This window comes from Paenibacillus turicensis, assembly GCF_017873435.1.
GTDB lineage: Bacteria > Bacillota > Bacilli > Paenibacillales > Paenibacillaceae > Fontibacillus > Fontibacillus turicensis.
This window is the reverse complement of the sequence record NZ_JAGGKG010000029.1, coordinates 1-15,405: the sequence shown is the minus strand read 5'-3', so window position 1 is coordinate 15,405 and position 15,405 is coordinate 1. Positions and strand designations below refer to the sequence as shown.

Annotated in this window: 15 protein-coding genes and 1 other RNA gene; 14 read left to right on the top strand and 2 right to left on the bottom strand. The window is 39.6% G+C overall.

Going from position 1 to position 15,405, the window contains the following annotated elements; genetic code table 11:
• Positions 1 to 46: 46 nt before the first annotated feature.
• Positions 47 to 1,174 (bottom strand): S8 family peptidase, encoded by a 1,128-nt coding sequence (locus tag J2Z32_RS21035; protein WP_210091170.1) that lies wholly within the window; start codon positions 1,172 to 1,174, stop codon positions 47 to 49.
• A gap of 457 nt (positions 1,175 to 1,631) precedes the next feature.
• On the opposite strand from J2Z32_RS21035, the gene rpoE reads away from it, so the two are divergent.
• From rpoE to rpmE, 7 genes are all read left to right on the top strand, one after another.
• Positions 1,632 to 2,213, top strand: a complete 582-nt coding sequence (gene rpoE, locus J2Z32_RS21030; RefSeq protein ID WP_210091169.1) for a DNA-directed RNA polymerase subunit delta — start codon at positions 1,632 to 1,634, stop codon at positions 2,211 to 2,213.
• Between the two features lie 253 nt (positions 2,214 to 2,466).
• On the top strand, positions 2,467 to 4,068 hold the full coding sequence (locus J2Z32_RS21025) for a CTP synthase (protein ID WP_210091168.1): 1,602 nt from the start codon (positions 2,467 to 2,469) through the stop codon (positions 4,066 to 4,068).
• A 217-nt stretch (positions 4,069 to 4,285) separates the two neighbouring features.
• Complete coding sequence (locus tag J2Z32_RS21020; RefSeq protein WP_210091167.1) at positions 4,286 to 4,663, top strand: response regulator; 378 nt, start codon at positions 4,286 to 4,288, stop codon at positions 4,661 to 4,663.
• 182 nt (positions 4,664 to 4,845) lie between these two features.
• Positions 4,846 to 5,697: a class II fructose-1,6-bisphosphate aldolase gene (gene fba, locus J2Z32_RS21015; protein WP_210091166.1), complete on the top strand. Its 852-nt coding sequence runs from the start codon at positions 4,846 to 4,848 to the stop codon at positions 5,695 to 5,697.
• A 173-nt stretch (positions 5,698 to 5,870) separates the two neighbouring features.
• Complete coding sequence (locus tag J2Z32_RS21010) at positions 5,871 to 7,124, top strand: UDP-N-acetylglucosamine 1-carboxyvinyltransferase (RefSeq protein ID WP_210091165.1); 1,254 nt, start codon at positions 5,871 to 5,873, stop codon at positions 7,122 to 7,124.
• A gap of 265 nt (positions 7,125 to 7,389) precedes the next feature.
• On the top strand, positions 7,390 to 8,718 hold the full coding sequence (rho, locus tag J2Z32_RS21005) for a transcription termination factor Rho (protein WP_210091164.1): 1,329 nt from the start codon (positions 7,390 to 7,392) through the stop codon (positions 8,716 to 8,718).
• Positions 8,719 to 8,834: 116 nt separating this feature from the next.
• Entirely contained in the window at positions 8,835 to 9,032 is a 198-nt protein-coding gene (gene rpmE / locus J2Z32_RS21000) for a 50S ribosomal protein L31 (protein WP_210091163.1), read from the top strand.
• A 158-nt stretch (positions 9,033 to 9,190) separates the two neighbouring features.
• Here rpmE and J2Z32_RS20995 read toward each other — a convergent pair whose 3' ends face one another.
• Complete coding sequence (locus J2Z32_RS20995) at positions 9,191 to 10,441, bottom strand: stalk domain-containing protein (RefSeq protein WP_210091162.1); 1,251 nt, start codon at positions 10,439 to 10,441, stop codon at positions 9,191 to 9,193.
• Positions 10,442 to 10,636: 195 nt separating this feature from the next.
• Between J2Z32_RS20995 and ffs the strand changes: the two genes are divergently transcribed.
• The 7 genes from ffs (at position 10,637) to J2Z32_RS20960 (ending at position 15,137) form a co-directional block, all read left to right on the top strand.
• Positions 10,637 to 10,904, top strand: an RNA gene (gene ffs, locus J2Z32_RS20990) — signal recognition particle sRNA large type.
• Between the two features lie 216 nt (positions 10,905 to 11,120).
• Positions 11,121 to 12,875, top strand: a complete 1,755-nt coding sequence (gene dnaX / locus J2Z32_RS20985) for a DNA polymerase III subunit gamma/tau (protein ID WP_210091161.1) — start codon at positions 11,121 to 11,123, stop codon at positions 12,873 to 12,875.
• A gap of 110 nt (positions 12,876 to 12,985) precedes the next feature.
• Positions 12,986 to 13,297, top strand: coding sequence for a YbaB/EbfC family nucleoid-associated protein (locus J2Z32_RS20980; RefSeq protein WP_210091160.1), 312 nt, complete (start codon positions 12,986 to 12,988; stop codon positions 13,295 to 13,297).
• A 39-nt stretch (positions 13,298 to 13,336) separates the two neighbouring features.
• Positions 13,337 to 13,936 carry a recombination mediator RecR gene (gene recR / locus J2Z32_RS20975; RefSeq protein ID WP_210091159.1) on the top strand — a complete coding sequence of 200 codons (600 nt, stop codon included), beginning with the start codon at positions 13,337 to 13,339 and terminating at the stop codon, positions 13,934 to 13,936.
• A 30-nt stretch (positions 13,937 to 13,966) separates the two neighbouring features.
• Complete coding sequence (locus J2Z32_RS20970; RefSeq protein WP_210091158.1) at positions 13,967 to 14,368, top strand: hypothetical protein; 402 nt, start codon at positions 13,967 to 13,969, stop codon at positions 14,366 to 14,368.
• A gap of 209 nt (positions 14,369 to 14,577) precedes the next feature.
• Positions 14,578 to 14,877 carry a DUF2508 family protein gene (locus J2Z32_RS20965; RefSeq protein WP_210091157.1) on the top strand — a complete coding sequence of 100 codons (300 nt, stop codon included), beginning with the start codon at positions 14,578 to 14,580 and terminating at the stop codon, positions 14,875 to 14,877.
• Entirely contained in the window at positions 14,874 to 15,137 is a 264-nt protein-coding gene (locus tag J2Z32_RS20960) for a pro-sigmaK processing inhibitor BofA family protein (RefSeq protein ID WP_342453986.1), read from the top strand. The genes J2Z32_RS20965 and J2Z32_RS20960 overlap by 4 nt, the downstream gene beginning before the upstream one ends.
• Positions 15,138 to 15,405 lie beyond the last annotated feature (268 nt).

The following is a 15,405-nucleotide window of genomic DNA, read 5'->3' as shown; positions in this document are numbered from 1 at the left end:
AGGAGGGTGTTTTTGTCCTTTTTATTGAATTTTAGCTAATAGAATCTTACTTAGGCACTTTAAATATACGAGTTGCACATACCTCGCCAATAGATGTTTTAGTCTTATTGTTGTGTCCGATTGGACGTGAAGCTCGGCGTAATCGACGTTTAATCTCATCGGGTTTAAGTCCGGGCTTCAGGGATAACAATAAGGCAATCGTGCCACTAACATGTGAGGTTGCCATAGAGGTTCCGCTCATCTCACGATAGCCACCACCAAGCCAAGAGGAATGCACACGCTCTCCGGGTGCGTATAAATCAATATGGGGTCCTCGATTACTAAAGCTAGCTATTTTGCCATTCCGTCCTGTTGCACCTACTGATATTGTCTGGTGATATCTGGCTGGATAATCGACAGTGCGATTCTTTTTGTCATTTCCTGCTGAGGCTACAACGACAATATTTTCGCTATATGCTTTTTTTATGATGCTTTGTAAAGCACTACTTCTACTTTTCATCCCAAAGCTCATATTAATGACATGCATTTTATTGCGAATGCACCAGTCTATTCCTAAAATAATATCAGAGACGTAGGCTGAGCCATCATAGCTAAATGATTTTACAGGATAAATCATGGCACGTGGAGCAACTCCAATCATGCCTTGAATTCCCCCTGCTGCAGCAATTGTGCCTGCAATATGCGTCCCATGTCCATTATCATCGTAGGGTAGTGAGGCTGGGTTGATGATATTGACCCCTTTAGCTACTGAATTTTTAAGATCAGGGTGATTATAGTCGATTCCAGTATCAATGACCCCAATTCGGACACCATAACCAGTAGAGCGGGACCACATGGCTGGAGCACCAATTCGTTTTACCCCCCACGGAATGTTAGGCTTAGGCTCTTTGCCGTTAGAGGTTGTTATTTCTTTAATACGAGCATCCTTTTCAATTTTAAAGCTTCCTTTTTCACTCGAAAGCATTGCCGCCTTCGTTAATGGGCATACCAAGGCTTGAAGCAGGGATATGATGCGTATGTTTTTTAAAGCGGTATATTTGCCCTTTAGTCTATAAAGCTCTTGTATACAATCTAAAAATTGCCTTTTGTTTGAAAATCGAATAATGTGTCGTCCGTTTTTTCCGGAGGTATCGATATGATCATTTAAATATTGGAGGAATACGGAGTAGTCCATAAATGGCAGCCCCTCCTGACGAAGTATGCAGTATAGTATGACAAGGATTGATTTGTGGCTTGGGAAGGGGCCCTTTTTAGAGGAAATAGGCACTTAATGTGAAAACGCTAAATAAACAAAAATATAGGCTTGTAACTTGCGTGTCAAATACGCTTTACGGTCATAACATAAATAGAGAGCAAATTTGCTCTATCCCTTCGTGAGGTTAAAGTCTTGCTAAGGGAAGGATACAGTCAGAAAGTCGTCCTTTTGCAGCATAACACCTGTAGAAGGGCGACTTTTTTATGTTTAAATTCACAATAGAAAAAAAATTTTGCATTAAGGATAGCCAAGCCGCTTGGTTTTGTTTATGATAGAACTTGCTTTTTCATTTCAAATAAGGTTTACTTAGGTGTGATATGAATAAGTAAGGAAATGTAAGTGACTTTGAACTTTGTGTGAGAGGAAGTGTCTGTCAGTGAGTACACCACTCAATTTGAACATTGATCAGGAAAGAGCTTTAGAAATTCCTATGGTTGATTTGGCCTTTATGGTCTTGAAAGCTGCAAATACCCCGTATTATTATCGTGACCTAATGAAAGAAGTAGCTAAGCTTCGTGGAATGTCTGAAGAACAATCCCAAGAGGCAATTGCGGAATTATATACGGAAATCAATATCGACGGCAGATTTGCATGTGTTGGTGCTAATCTTTGGGGTCTTAAACGTTGGTATCCAATTGAACGTTCTGAGGATCCTGTGAGCTCTTCGAAACGTCCTCGTATCATTAATGATGATGTTGAGGATGATGATTTCTCTGATGAGGTTGAGAAGAAGTTTACTGCGGATAACGATGGATTTGATTCTGTGGATGATGAAGATGAATTATTTACAGATGAAGACGAAGAGATTGAAGATGAAGATATTGAGGATGTAGAAGACGATTCCTTAATTGATGATGAAGAAATTGATGAAGATCTTGTCGATGATGAGCTCTCAGACGATGAAGAAGAGCAAGATGAAGAAGACGAAGATTATGAGGAAGAAGATTACGACAAATAAGGTTAACATTTCTGCCATAGGATTGTTTTATAAGCTCGTGTTCTTACTTGACAGAGGCTATGCTAACGGGTAAACTATTGCATGGGCTTATGAGATTTTAACCTATAACTATAATTTTTTTTAATAAAAGTGCCCCGACCTATTCGGGTGTCACTTTTTTTGTTTTTTTGCTTTAATTGCTTCAATTTGGGTTACGCTAAGGATCTAAAGTCGCCTGAATCATATGATAATTTATGTAGGAGGTTTTTACACTGTGGCAAAATATATTTTCGTAACAGGCGGGGTTGTGTCCTCACTCGGTAAAGGGATTACAGCAGCTTCCCTTGGTAGACTGCTTAAAAACAGAGGTCTGAAGGTTACTATCCAGAAATTTGATCCCTATCTGAATGTTGATCCTGGGACAATGAGTCCTTATCAGCATGGGGAAGTTTTTGTTACGGATGATGGCGCGGAGACGGATCTTGACTTAGGGCATTATGAAAGATTTATTGATATCAATCTATCCAAAAACAGCAACGTAACGACAGGTAAAATTTATTCTTCTGTAATCGGCAAGGAACGTCGTGGAGAGTACTTAGGTGGTACAGTACAGGTCATTCCACATATTACAAATGAAATTAAAGAACGTGTGTATCGTGCAGGACGTGAAGCTGGCTCTGATGTGGTTATTACGGAGATTGGTGGAACTGTTGGTGATATCGAAAGCTTGCCTTTCCTTGAAGCGATTCGCCAAATTAAAAGTGATATCGGCCGCGATAATGTGATGTATATTCATGTTACGCTGATTCCATATATTAAAGCTGCAGGTGAAGTAAAAACGAAACCAACACAGCACAGTGTAAAGGAATTACGTAGTATTGGTATTCAACCTAATGTGATTGTTTGCCGTACTGAGCATGAATTATCTGATGATATGAAGGCTAAAATTGCTTTATTTTGTGATATAGACAAAAATGCAGTGGTTGAATGTCGTGATGCAGACACGTTGTACGAAATTCCTATGAATTTACGTGAAGAAGGTTTAGACGAAATTGTGGTTAACCATCTTAAATTAACAACACCTGCCCCTGACATGACCGAGTGGGAAAGTCTTGTTAATCGTGTTAAAAAGCTTGAAAAAACTGTAGAAATTGCAATCGTAGGTAAGTATGTTGCTCTGCATGATGCTTATTTAAGTGTAGTTGAATCCTTATCTCATGCTGGTTTTGATGCAAATGCTGAGGTGAAAATTCGCTGGGTTAATGCAGAGGATATTACCGATGAGAACGTGGATGAATATTTAAAAGGAATCGGCGGAATTTTAGTACCAGGTGGCTTTGGTGATCGTGGGATTGAAGGTAAAATTTCTACGATTCGTTATGCTCGCGAACGTAATATCCCATTTTTTGGTATTTGTCTTGGAATGCAGGTTGCTGTTATTGAAGCGGCACGCTCTTTAGTAGGACTAAATGGCGCGAATAGCTCTGAAATTAATCCTTCTACAGAGTATCCTGTTATCGATCTTCTTCCAGAACAAAAGGATATTGAGGACTTGGGTGGTACGATGCGTCTTGGCTTGTACCCTTGTAAGCTACAAGAAGGTTCTTTAGCTATGCAATGCTACAATGATGAGCTTGTGTATGAAAGACATCGCCATCGTTATGAATTCAACAATGCATATCGTGAACAATTAGAAAACGCAGGCTTGCGTATTTCAGGAACATCACCAGATGGTCGATTAGTTGAAATTGTAGAATTGCCAGATCATCCTTGGTTTTTGGCAGTACAATTCCACCCAGAATTTACATCACGTCCAAATCGTCCACAACCGTTATTCCGCGAGTTCGTGAAGGCGTCTATTACTCACCTATCCTAAGGCTTGGCGGTAAGTACCGACATGGCTTTTTGGTAGATGATTAAAAATATACAGCACCCTAAATGAGAGTAATCATTCATTTGGGGTGCTTTTTTGTATGCGGAAATTGTAGAAGAAACAGTATCTTTTTTCCAGATCAGAAGGGATTTTATGTTCTAGAGCGAATTTATTATTCATCTAAGTATATTTAGGTGCGACTGTAGGGGGGGAGACTTTTGTGAAAGACAAGAAAGTGTTGATTGTAGATGACCAGAACGGAATTCGGATATTGTTAATGGAAGTTTTTAATAGTGAAGGTTATACAACGATGCAAGCTCCTAATGGAAAAGTGGCGCTGGAGATTGTAAGGAATGAGGCTCCAGATCTTGTTCTACTGGATATGAAAATACCCGGTATGGATGGACTCGAAATTCTTAAGCATATTAAAGAAATAAACTCTGACATCAAGGTCATTATGATGACTGCCTATGGCGAACTTGATATGATTAAACAAGCGACAGATCTTGGTGCGCTGATGCATTTTACTAAACCTTTTGATATTGATGAGATGCGTTTGGCTGTAAATAATCACCTTATGGGTGGAGGAACGATTTAAGGTAACGAGGTACATCTAAGTCCTGACTGAAGGAAAGGATTACCTCTTTTTAGTGTGAGCTTTTTTTCTTGTAAATAATATTAAAGCTTGTTTAGTATTTGTCTTGGATTGTGTTATAATAACGAAGTGTGAATGTCGGCTATTTTATAAGAAAAAACCAACACCTTTAGGAGGATGGAACCATGCCATTAGTATCAATGACAGAGATGTTGAACAAAGCACTTGAGGGAAAATACGCTGTAGGTCAATTCAACATTAACAACCTTGAATGGACACAAGCAATTTTAAACGCAGCAGAAGCTGAGAAATCACCAGTTATTTTAGGTGTATCTGAAGGCGCTGCTCGTCACATGAGCGGTTTCTATACTGTAGTTAAAATGGTAGAAGGTCTTATGCATGACCTTAAAATTACTGTTCCAGTTGCTATTCATCTTGATCATGGTTCAAGCTTTGACAAATGTAAAGAAGCTATCGATGCTGGATTTACATCTGTAATGATTGATGCTTCTCATAGCCCAATCGAAGAAAACGTAGAAATTACTAAAAAAGTAGTTGAATATGCCCATGCTAAAGGCGTGTCTGTAGAAGCTGAAGTAGGTACTGTAGGCGGACAAGAAGATGACGTTATTGGCGGCATTATGTATGCTAAACTAGAAGATTGTATTGCAATCTCTGCAACTGGAATTGATACATTGGCACCAGCGCTTGGTTCCGTTCATGGTCCTTACCATGGTGAGCCTAATCTTGGATACAAAGAAATGGAAGAAATTTGTAATACTATTAAGCTTCCACTTGTTCTTCATGGTGGAACTGGTATTCCTGAGCATGATATCAAGAAAGCAATCTCTCTTGGTACTTCCAAAATCAACGTAAACACTGAAAACCAAGTTGTATTCGCGAAAGTTGTTCGTGAAGTGCTTGCTGCTAAACCAGATGCTTACGATCCTCGTACATTTATCCAACCAGGACGTGAAGCAATTAAAGAAACTGTAATTGGTAAAATTCGCGAGTTTGGCTCAAACAATAAAGCCTAATATCACGGTTTAACCTAACTATAAGTAGCTATACAAATAGGAAAGACGTCGGCAAAGATGCTGGCGTCTTTCCTATTTGTGTTCAGAAATGTTATTATGTATAAGAATCCTTGAATTTAATTTTAAACACAACGATAAGTCTATGTATTTGGCTTCAGGGGGATCTTTATTATATGGAAAAATTAATGATTAGTGGTGGACGCCCATTAGAGGGAGTTGTACAGATTAGTGGAGCAAAGAACAGTGCGATTGCGTTGTTGCCTGCTGCGATTTTAGCAGAGTCAACCGTTATTCTGGACAATCTACCACGTCTTAGCGATGTTGCTGTATATACAGAAATATTAGAGGAGTTAGGAGCGAGTGTAGAATGGTCTGATAATCAGATCATCATCGATCCTAGCCGTATTCGTTCAATACCGATGCCAAATGGACCCGTGAAAAAGCTACGTGCTTCCTATTATATGATGGGCGCTTTGCTTGGACGTTTTGGCGAGGCAACGATTGGATTACCAGGTGGGTGTAATTTTGAACCTAGACCCATCGATCAACACATTAAAGGTTTTGAGGCATTAGGTGCTACCGTAACGAATGAGCATGGTGCTATTCATTTACACGCCAAAGAATTAAAGGGTGCTAAAATTTATTTGGATGTTAGCAGTGTAGGTGCAACGATTAATATTATGTTAGCGGCGGCTAGAGCCAAAGGTTCAACCACGATTGAAAATGCGGCCAAGGAGCCTGAAATTATTGATGTTGCTACATTGCTTAACTCTATGGGTGCAAGCATCAAAGGAGCAGGTACAGAAACGATTCGTATTGAAGGTGTAAAGGAAATGAAGGGCTGTCGTCATTCAATTATTCCCGACCGCATTCAAGCAGGCACCTACCTTATTGCTGCTGCTGCAACGAGAGGTAACGTCTTGGTAGATGGCGTCATTCCTAAACACTTAGAAGCACTGACTGCTAAGCTAATTGAAATGGGTGTAACGGTAGAGGAGCTTGATGAGTCTATTCGAGTTATTGGGGCTTCTCGCTATGAGCATGTTGACGTCAAAGCACTTGTCTATCCAGGTTTTCCAACCGATATGCAATCACCGATGACCAGCCTTTTAACCCAAGCCGAAGGTGTAAGCATTCTTAGTGATTTTGTGTACAGCAATAGATTTAAGCATGTACCTGAATTAGTACGCATGGGCGCAAAAATCCGGGTAGAGGGTAGATCTGCTATTATTGAAGGTGGCAAACTGAATTCTGCCAAAGTGAAGGCAGCTGATTTGCGTGCAGGCGCAGCACTTGTCATTGCGGGGTTAACGGTAGAGGAAGGTGTCACTGAAATTTCTGGTGTTGAACTGATTGATCGTGGCTATGATAATTTAGTTACAAATCTGCGTGCATTAGGTGCGGATGTATGGCGTCAGGAAGAATAGTTTTTTTACTAGAAAAGATGGATATACTATAAAATTAGGTGTAGTTTGTAGAGCACGTCGCAGTGGAGTAAACGAAACCAAAAATGCGAAAGCATCATTCGCTAAATTGGTAAAAGTGTTTGAATGTTGATATACTCCACTGCATGTACTCTTCTTTATAGATTTTGCATAATTGAGCTGAGAATAGCTTGTGCTATAATAGTAGCGAAACAATTATAAATGTAAAAATTGATAATTTGAAAAAATTGAATAGGTGGTTTTATTTATGGATCTTCAGATTGCCGATCTGGAAGGAATGAAGCTGACTGAGCTATATAAGCTTGCAAAGCAGCATCAAATTCCATACTATGGACAATTGAAAAAGAAGGAACTAATTTTTGCTATTTTAAGAGCACAGGCTGAATCCAGTGGTCTGATGTTCATGGAAGGCGTATTAGAAATTTTGCCTGAAGGGTATGGTTTTTTAAGGCCAATCAACTACCTGCCTAGTGCGGAGGATATTTATATTTCTGCTTCACAAATTCGTAAGTTTGATCTTAGAACAGGTGACCTCGTCTCAGGTAAATGTAGAACTCCGAAGGAAAATGAGCGGTATTTTGGATTGTTACAGGTCAATGCTGTAAATGGAGAGAACCCGTCAGTAGCGGCAGAACGTCTTCATTTCCCTGCGTTAACTCCACTTTATCCACAGACTAAGATTGTACTTGAAACATCCCCTAATCATTTATCTACCCGTATTATGGATGTACTTGCACCAGTAGGGCTAGGGCAACGTGGCTTAATTGTAGCTCCACCTAAAGCTGGTAAAACACTGCTACTTAAAGAGATAGCTAATAGTATTTCTACTAATTATCCCGAAATTGAGTTGTTTGTATTATTAATTGATGAACGACCAGAAGAAGTAACAGACATGCAACGTTCTGTGAAAGGGGAAGTAATCGCTTCAACATTTGATGAGTTGCCAGAAAATCACATTAAAGTAGCTGAACTAGTGCTTCAACGTGCGCTTAGACTTGTAGAGCATAAAAAGGATGTTGTTATTCTCCTTGATAGCATTACTCGTTTAGCTCGTGCCTACAATTTGGTTGTACCGCCATCTGGACGTACGCTTAGTGGAGGGATTGATCCTGCTGCATTCCACCGTCCAAAACGGTTTTTCGGATCTGCACGTAATGTAGAAGAAGGCGGAAGTCTCACAATCTTAGCTACTGCATTAGTGGATACAGGTTCACGCATGGATGATATTATTTATGAGGAATTTAAAGGAACGGGCAATATGGAGTTACACCTTGACCGTAAGCTTGCGGAACGTCGTATTTTCCCTGCAATCGATATTCGTCGTTCAGGTACCCGTCGTGAAGAGGTATTATTGAAAAAAGAAGAGCTTGATACAATCTGGGCAATTCGCAAAAATATGAATGAGTCCTACGATTTTGTAGAAGGCTTCCTTAAAAAGCTAAAAAACAGCAAATCAAATGAAGAGTTTTTAGCTTCCTTTGATGTAACTGAAGGTTCAGCTCAACCTGCTCGAGCTCAGTCAGCTCCTAGAAGAGCACGGACTGTGACCAATTCTGGAAGTAATAGTACAGAATAACGTGAATTAACTAATTATTTATAATTGCATCTTGGGGAATGGGCATGCTATAATCACGTTATTGTTATATAACTCTGTGCACGCATGAGGCTCAGGGCGGAAAGAGGTGAAAGTCAATGAACGAAGCAATTCAACCAAAATATCACTTGACTACAGTAACTTGTGCTTGTGGTAACGTTTTTGAAACAGGTTCTGTTAAAGAAAACCTACGTGTTGAAATCTGCTCCAACTGTCATCCATTCTTCACAGGTAAGCAAAAATTCCTGGATGCTGGTGGCCGCGTGGATCGTTTCAAAAAGAAATACGGCATCTAATGAGTACCGCTGCATAAGGCAGCTTCTCGTATATATGTCAAAGGGGCTTTTCTCCGTTTTCAGCTTAGCTGAGCGTGAGAAAAACCCCTTTTTTAGTGTGGAGCATCATTTAATATAGGCTCTCTATTTAAATTAGTGGTTGACAGCCACTAATTTTATTAATTTTTGAATTCCACAATATCCCTCAGTTCATTCCATTCCCCGTTAGAAATAATTCCAAGACGCCATAGTGCAATCCCTTTGAGTTGATAACGCTTAGCTAAACCAACCAATGCTTGTAGGGAGGACTCATTTTCATTATTCATGTTTAAGCCTAATACTAAATTTTGAGCGCCTGCTTCTTTAACGGCTAATTGAATGCCTTCATTCACCTTGGAGATCGGCTCTGGATTGCCTTTGCTGTTCGTGTAATCATACGCCATAATAATGATTTCATCTGCAATTTGCCCAAGAGACTTATAATCATAACCTTGATAAGATGAATTTAAAGGATGAAGAGCTAATGATAATTTAAGGTCAGCCCCTTTTGCTTGCTTGGCGATTTCTTTGACAAAGTTCGTAAAGCTGGACCGTGTTTTTGTTTTGTCTGTAGTAAGACCAAGACCTTCAAAATCTAACAAGATCCCTTGGAACTTTTTATCTGTAGCAGCATTGACGATGTCTTCAATAACTTTTTCGCGAACAGTTGCATTTTCAATTACTTTAGTTAGCTCTCCTTTTGTATCGCTAGCATATACCATTAAATAAGGTGTTGTTCTAGAGCTTGCTGCATCAGAAACTAAACTATCCGCTGTGACATCACCAGCTGCTTGTGGCATTTTAAAATCTTTGCCAGTGAGTGTAAACTCGCCATTTTCATCAATACGGCTCCAGCCAAACGCAACTGCATCTAGTGTAGGGACACGTTTTACATCAGAAAAGGATTGAATAGCATAAAAGCCTAAAGTATATAAGCGTTCCTTAGGAGAGGTGATGGATACGGTACGAGTAGCTGCATTCCAATCTATCTCCGCACCAAATTGCTGACTAAAAAAGCTTAATGGAATAAGTGTATTTCCGTTTTTAACAACGGGGGGAACCGCTAAGTTTACTTTTGAGGTATTAACAGTTGCTTGTTTTTCTCCAACGGTAAGCTTGACTTGAACACTGCTTGCGCCTTGGCCTTTAATCGCAGTAATTGTTTTAGCCTTGCTATCCCACGTAATTTTAATATTAAGTGCTTCGGCGATTGAACGGAATGGAACCATCGTTGTCCCTTGCATAATAATAGGTTCTGTTGGAAAAGTGAGTGGGTAGTTATCTAGCTCAATTTTGGTTGGAGCAGCAGCCTTTATGTCTGTAGGATGAAGTCCTACAATTGTGCCGGCAATCAGGGCACTACATAATAAGAGCTTGCCAAATGATTTCATGAATGTCATCCTCTCTATCTTATTAAAATCAAAAAATATTATGCTAATCTATGAAACTATCTTTATTTACTATAACAAAAAATAGAGTTGATTTCATAATTTCGCCATTTGAGCCAATATAAATTGCTTAATTATTACTACGAACCATACCGGTTAGGTTGATTTTTCGAGTTCCATGAGATATACTTGTCTTTGCCGCGCTAGACGGGGAGGTAGCGGTGCCCTGTAACTTGCAATCCGCTGTAGCAAGGTTGAATTCCTGTTAGCGGTCTTGTTAATGTAAGGTTTGGTCTTTAAGGTAGACGTTGACGGATGGGTCCTTCGCAATGGATGTCTGTGAACCTGGTCAGGTCCGGAAGGAAGCAGCCATAAGCAGTGCCATTCATGTGCCGAAGGGTTACCTGTCCCGAGTTATGCTTTGGAGGTTCCACTTGGATTACAATGATCAATAACAGGTGCGCGGTTTAACTATTTCTATTTTTACTAATTGAGAATTCAGTGAGGATACATCTTTGTCTGTGGGCAGAGATGTTTTTTTATACATATTTTTGGACTTCTCCTATTTTTGAAGTGGCAGACTCGCCTTGTGGGAAGGGTAGATAATAGGTTTGTCTCGCGTGTGGATTATAGTATAATGGAATGGCGATAAAGCCGTTTAGAAAGAAGGAAGGGGCCACATATGGAGCATATTGCACTATACCGTGCCTGGCGGTCGCAACGATTTCAGGACATGGTTGGTCAAAAGCATATAATACGGACATTACAAAACGCAATCCGTGAAAATAAGCTATCACATGCGTATTTGTTTTGTGGACCGCGTGGTACTGGGAAAACAAGTGCTGCTAAAATTTTAGCTAAAGCCGTCAACTGTGAACAGGGCATGTCAGGTGAGCCTTGTAACGAATGTGATGCGTGTAAGCGAATTACAGCTGGTGCAGTGATGGATGTGCTTGAAATTGACGCTGCCTCTAACCGAGGCGTTGAGGAAATTCGCGACTTACGTGAAAAGGTGAAATATGCCCCAACGGAAGTGCGACATAAGGTTTACATTATTGATGAAGTTCATATGTTGACGACAGAGGCATTTAATGCATTACTAAAAACATTGGAGGAGCCACCTCCACATGTCATGTTTATTTTGGCAACAACAGAACCTCATCGTTTGCCTGCGACCGTCATTTCAAGGTGTCAACGCTTTGATTTCCGTCGAATTTCCCTTGATGAGCAAACAGAACATTTAAAGGGAATTTGCCAGCAGGAGAATATTGAATACGACGATGAAGCAATTGGGTATATCGCTAGGTTATCTGATGGTGGGATGAGAGATGCCATAAGTATACTGGATCAAATCTCTTCCTTTACTGCTGGTCATATTACGTATGAGCAAGTGCTTAATATGACAGGAGGTATACCATCTAGTCAATTCGCTGAATTAGCTAGAAAGCTGCTGAATGGAGATATTGGTGGCGTACTACAAATGATTGAGGACTTCATGCAGGAAGGCAAAAGTGCTGATAAATGCATGGAAAATTTATTGTACTATTTTAGGGATCTGTTAATGATCAAAATGGTTCCTGCCTCAGATAAATTAACTGAACGTGTGCTTGATCCACATGATTTTGCCGAAATGGCTGAAATTTACTCACGTGAGCAGTTGTTCTCAATTATTGATACACTTAATCAATATCAGACAGAGATGAAATATGCGTTGCAGCCACAAATGCTGTTTGAGGTTGCTCTTCTTAAATTGTGTGGCATTTCGGAAGGAAAGACGGTACTAGATGCTCAATCAGCCATGAGTCCCTCAGCTAATACAGGGCAATCGGGCACTTCTGATGAAATGAGACAATTGAAGGAGCAACTTGCAGCACTAGAAAATAAGCTGGCTCAAATTATGCAAAATGGGGTAGCCCCTGCTGCAACAGGAGCCGCTAAACCGAGTCCAACCCGGAGTACTCCATTACGGACATCTTCAGTTGCGAAGCTTCCAAGTGGACTTGACCAGTTTATTCAAAATCAGCATAGTGCTGAATTTATAGAAATTCAAAACAAATGGTCAGCCATACTTCAAGGTGTGAAGGAAGAAAAGGTAACGATTCATGCTTGGTTTGTGAATGGTGAACCTGTGTCATACTGGGAAGATGCCGTTCTTGTTGCCTTTAAAAATGATATCCATCGAGAAACGACTGAAAAACAAGTCAATAAGCAATTGATAGAACAGGTGTTATCTAAATATGTTGGGAAGCCAATGCGCTTGGTGACCATGATGCTTAAGGATTGGACAGAGGCGAATCAAGGCAAAAGCTCAACTCAACAAGAGTCACCAGTGCTTGAGATGTCTCATGATGATGATGATCTCCCTAAAAGCGAAAAGCCATGGGTGGATGATGCCATTGAAATGTTTGGTGAGGACTTAGTTGTTTTTAAGGATTAATTTAAATGTTTTTAATGTATTTTGAACTGAAATATGCAAACATTAGCAGGAACCACTATAATATAGTTTAGAATATTGATTAGGATACTTTAAAATTAGGAGATGACGTTATGAATAATATGAATCAAATGATGAAGCAAGTGAAAAAAATGCAAGAGCAAATGCTTAAAGCGCAAGAAGAGCTAGGCGACAAAGTAGTTGATGGCAGTGCAGGTGGCGGTGTTGTGACTGTACAAGTAAATGGTCATAAGAAGGTTATTTCTTTGAACATTAAACCAGAGGTTGTAGATCCAGATGATATCGAAATGCTACAGGACCTTGTCCTAACAGCAGTAAATGATGCATTAAACAAAGCTGAAGAGCTTGCTAACCAAGATATGGGTAAATTTACAGGTGGTATGAAGATTCCAGGCTTGTTCTAATTTTACGTCTATACGCTTAATAAAGGAGACCAATTTCCATTGTATTATCCAGAACCGATTGCCAAATTGATAGATGCCTTTACTCATTTACCCGGAGTTGGTCCCAAAACAGCCACAAGACTCGCCTTCCATGTTTTAAATATGAAAGAGGATGATGTGATTGACTTTGCCAAAGCTTTGGTTAGTGTAAAGCGTAATCTGCATTATTGCTCTGTGTGCTGTAATATTACCGATAGTGACCCTTGTAGAATTTGTCAGGATAAAACGAGAGACCCGTCCGTTATTTGTGTTATTCAGGACTCTAAGGATTTAGTAGCGATGGAGCGGACAAAAGAATTTAATGGGTATTACCATGTGCTGCAAGGCGCGATTTCTCCCATGGAGGGCATTGGACCCGATAATATTCGCCTCAAGGAATTGTTAACTAGACTCAGTGATGAGCGTGTTGAGGAACTAATTCTTGCAACCAATCCGAACATTGAAGGAGAAGCTACAGCGATGTACATCTCTAGACTAGTTCGACCTTTTGAGATTAAGGTTACGCGCATCGCGCATGGTTTACCTGTTGGTGGCGATCTTGAATATGCGGATGAGGTCACATTATCTAAAGCACTAGAGGGACGAAGAGAGTTAAACTAGGTTCAAATTAAGTGTGGGGATAGTGATCATATGTCTAAAAGATCAAAGGAAACGATCCCAGTTCTACTTTACCGATATCAAGGTCCATATAGAAATATTGGATTTACGGTATCTCCCTTATATGTAGACGATACCATTGAAATTAAGCCTGAGCAGATGCTGTTTATTTATGATGAGGATTTTATCCATATTCGCCCTGCGCTTAATCAAGCATTTCCGTTAATCGACCCGCAAACCGGAGAGGAAATCGAGATGTTTGATCCTTGCTGGGGTAATCCGATAAGGAAAGAAGCATGGGCAGGGATTTTTGCGGAGATGGATCGTCAGCCTATTTCTGACCCTGAGCTTCAAAAGTTCCTAGATCAGTTTGTCACTTGGATAAAAGCTTGGTTGAACATTGCTGATGGCATTGAGATAACAGGAAACCTATAAGGTATTGAGTGAAAATAATATATTAGAATATATATAATGAGCTATAAAAATGATGTGTAGTCATTATTTTTGCATTTCTCATTTTTGTAGAGTCTTTGAGGTCCCTGATCTGATTTTAGATTGGGGACTTTTATATTAATCATGTTCTAAGTTTGTCCTTCTTTTTATAAACATGGAATAAGTGTCTATAATTTAGGGGGAATGAAACTATGCAGTGGAAACATAAGTGGATTAAACGGATGTCTACTATAAAACAAAGACAACAGATCATGCACGAGCGTCAGAGGCTATATGATGAGGTCATGGAGGCGAGGATGGAGTGGGAGTTAGCCCATCAAGCTTTTCAGAATGCCAAAGAATCAGAAGAAGTGGACATTGCAATATACACATTAGAAGCGGCGGAAAGACGTTATCAAATGAGACTAAGAGCAGTGAAGGCAGTGTATCCACATTGGGTAAATGGCGAGGCTCAGATGAACGAAAAATCGTTGGAGGATGGTGTGTCGTGAAAACGATCTGGCTTGGTGTTCTGCTATTTTCTGCTGTCATGCTTTTGTATGTTACTATTTTCAAAAAGATAGGCTTTGCTTGGGTTAATAAATTTATGTTTCATATTGTATTGGCTGCACTAGGTTTGTATATCGTGAATTATTCGGGAATTTTAGCTAGTGTGTACATCCCTTTAAATCCTGTTACATTAAGTACAGTGTTTATATTAGGGCTTCCTGGAGTCGCGTTGTTATTTGCGCTTAAAATAATGTTAATTTAAGTGTTGACGACAATTATAATTATGTGGTACATTATATATCGCTTCTTCAAGTGGCCAAGCCTAATAAAAATGATTTGAAAAAATAATTTTAAAAAAAGCTTGACTAAAAACAACGAAGCATGGTATATTATAAAAGTCGCCGCTGAGAGATGCGACGATGAAAAAAGAGTGAATTGATCTTTGAAAACTAAACAACGAGTGAGTGAATTTCACGAAAGTGGAATTCAAAAATAAGTAGATTAATTTCAACGAATTAATCTCGTCAGAT

Bases quoted from the DNA above. Each gene is read 5' to 3' on its own strand.
- J2Z32_RS21035 (WP_210091170.1), bottom strand. From the start codon at position 1,174: ATGGACTACTCCGTATTCCTCCAATATTTAAATGATCATATCGATACC.
- fba (WP_210091166.1), top strand. From the start codon at position 4,846: ATGCCATTAGTATCAATGACAGAGATGTTGAACAAAGCACTTGAGGGA.
- J2Z32_RS21010 (WP_210091165.1), top strand. From the start codon at position 5,871: ATGGAAAAATTAATGATTAGTGGTGGACGCCCATTAGAGGGAGTTGTA.
- rho (WP_210091164.1), top strand. From the start codon at position 7,390: ATGGATCTTCAGATTGCCGATCTGGAAGGAATGAAGCTGACTGAGCTA.
- rpmE (WP_210091163.1), top strand. From the start codon at position 8,835: ATGAACGAAGCAATTCAACCAAAATATCACTTGACTACAGTAACTTGT.
- J2Z32_RS20995 (WP_210091162.1), bottom strand. From the start codon at position 10,441: ATGAAATCATTTGGCAAGCTCTTATTATGTAGTGCCCTGATTGCCGGC.
- dnaX (WP_210091161.1), top strand. From the start codon at position 11,121: ATGGAGCATATTGCACTATACCGTGCCTGGCGGTCGCAACGATTTCAG.
- J2Z32_RS20980 (WP_210091160.1), top strand. From the start codon at position 12,986: ATGAATAATATGAATCAAATGATGAAGCAAGTGAAAAAAATGCAAGAG.
- J2Z32_RS20970 (WP_210091158.1), top strand. From the start codon at position 13,967: ATGTCTAAAAGATCAAAGGAAACGATCCCAGTTCTACTTTACCGATAT.
- J2Z32_RS20965 (WP_210091157.1), top strand. From the start codon at position 14,578: ATGCAGTGGAAACATAAGTGGATTAAACGGATGTCTACTATAAAACAA.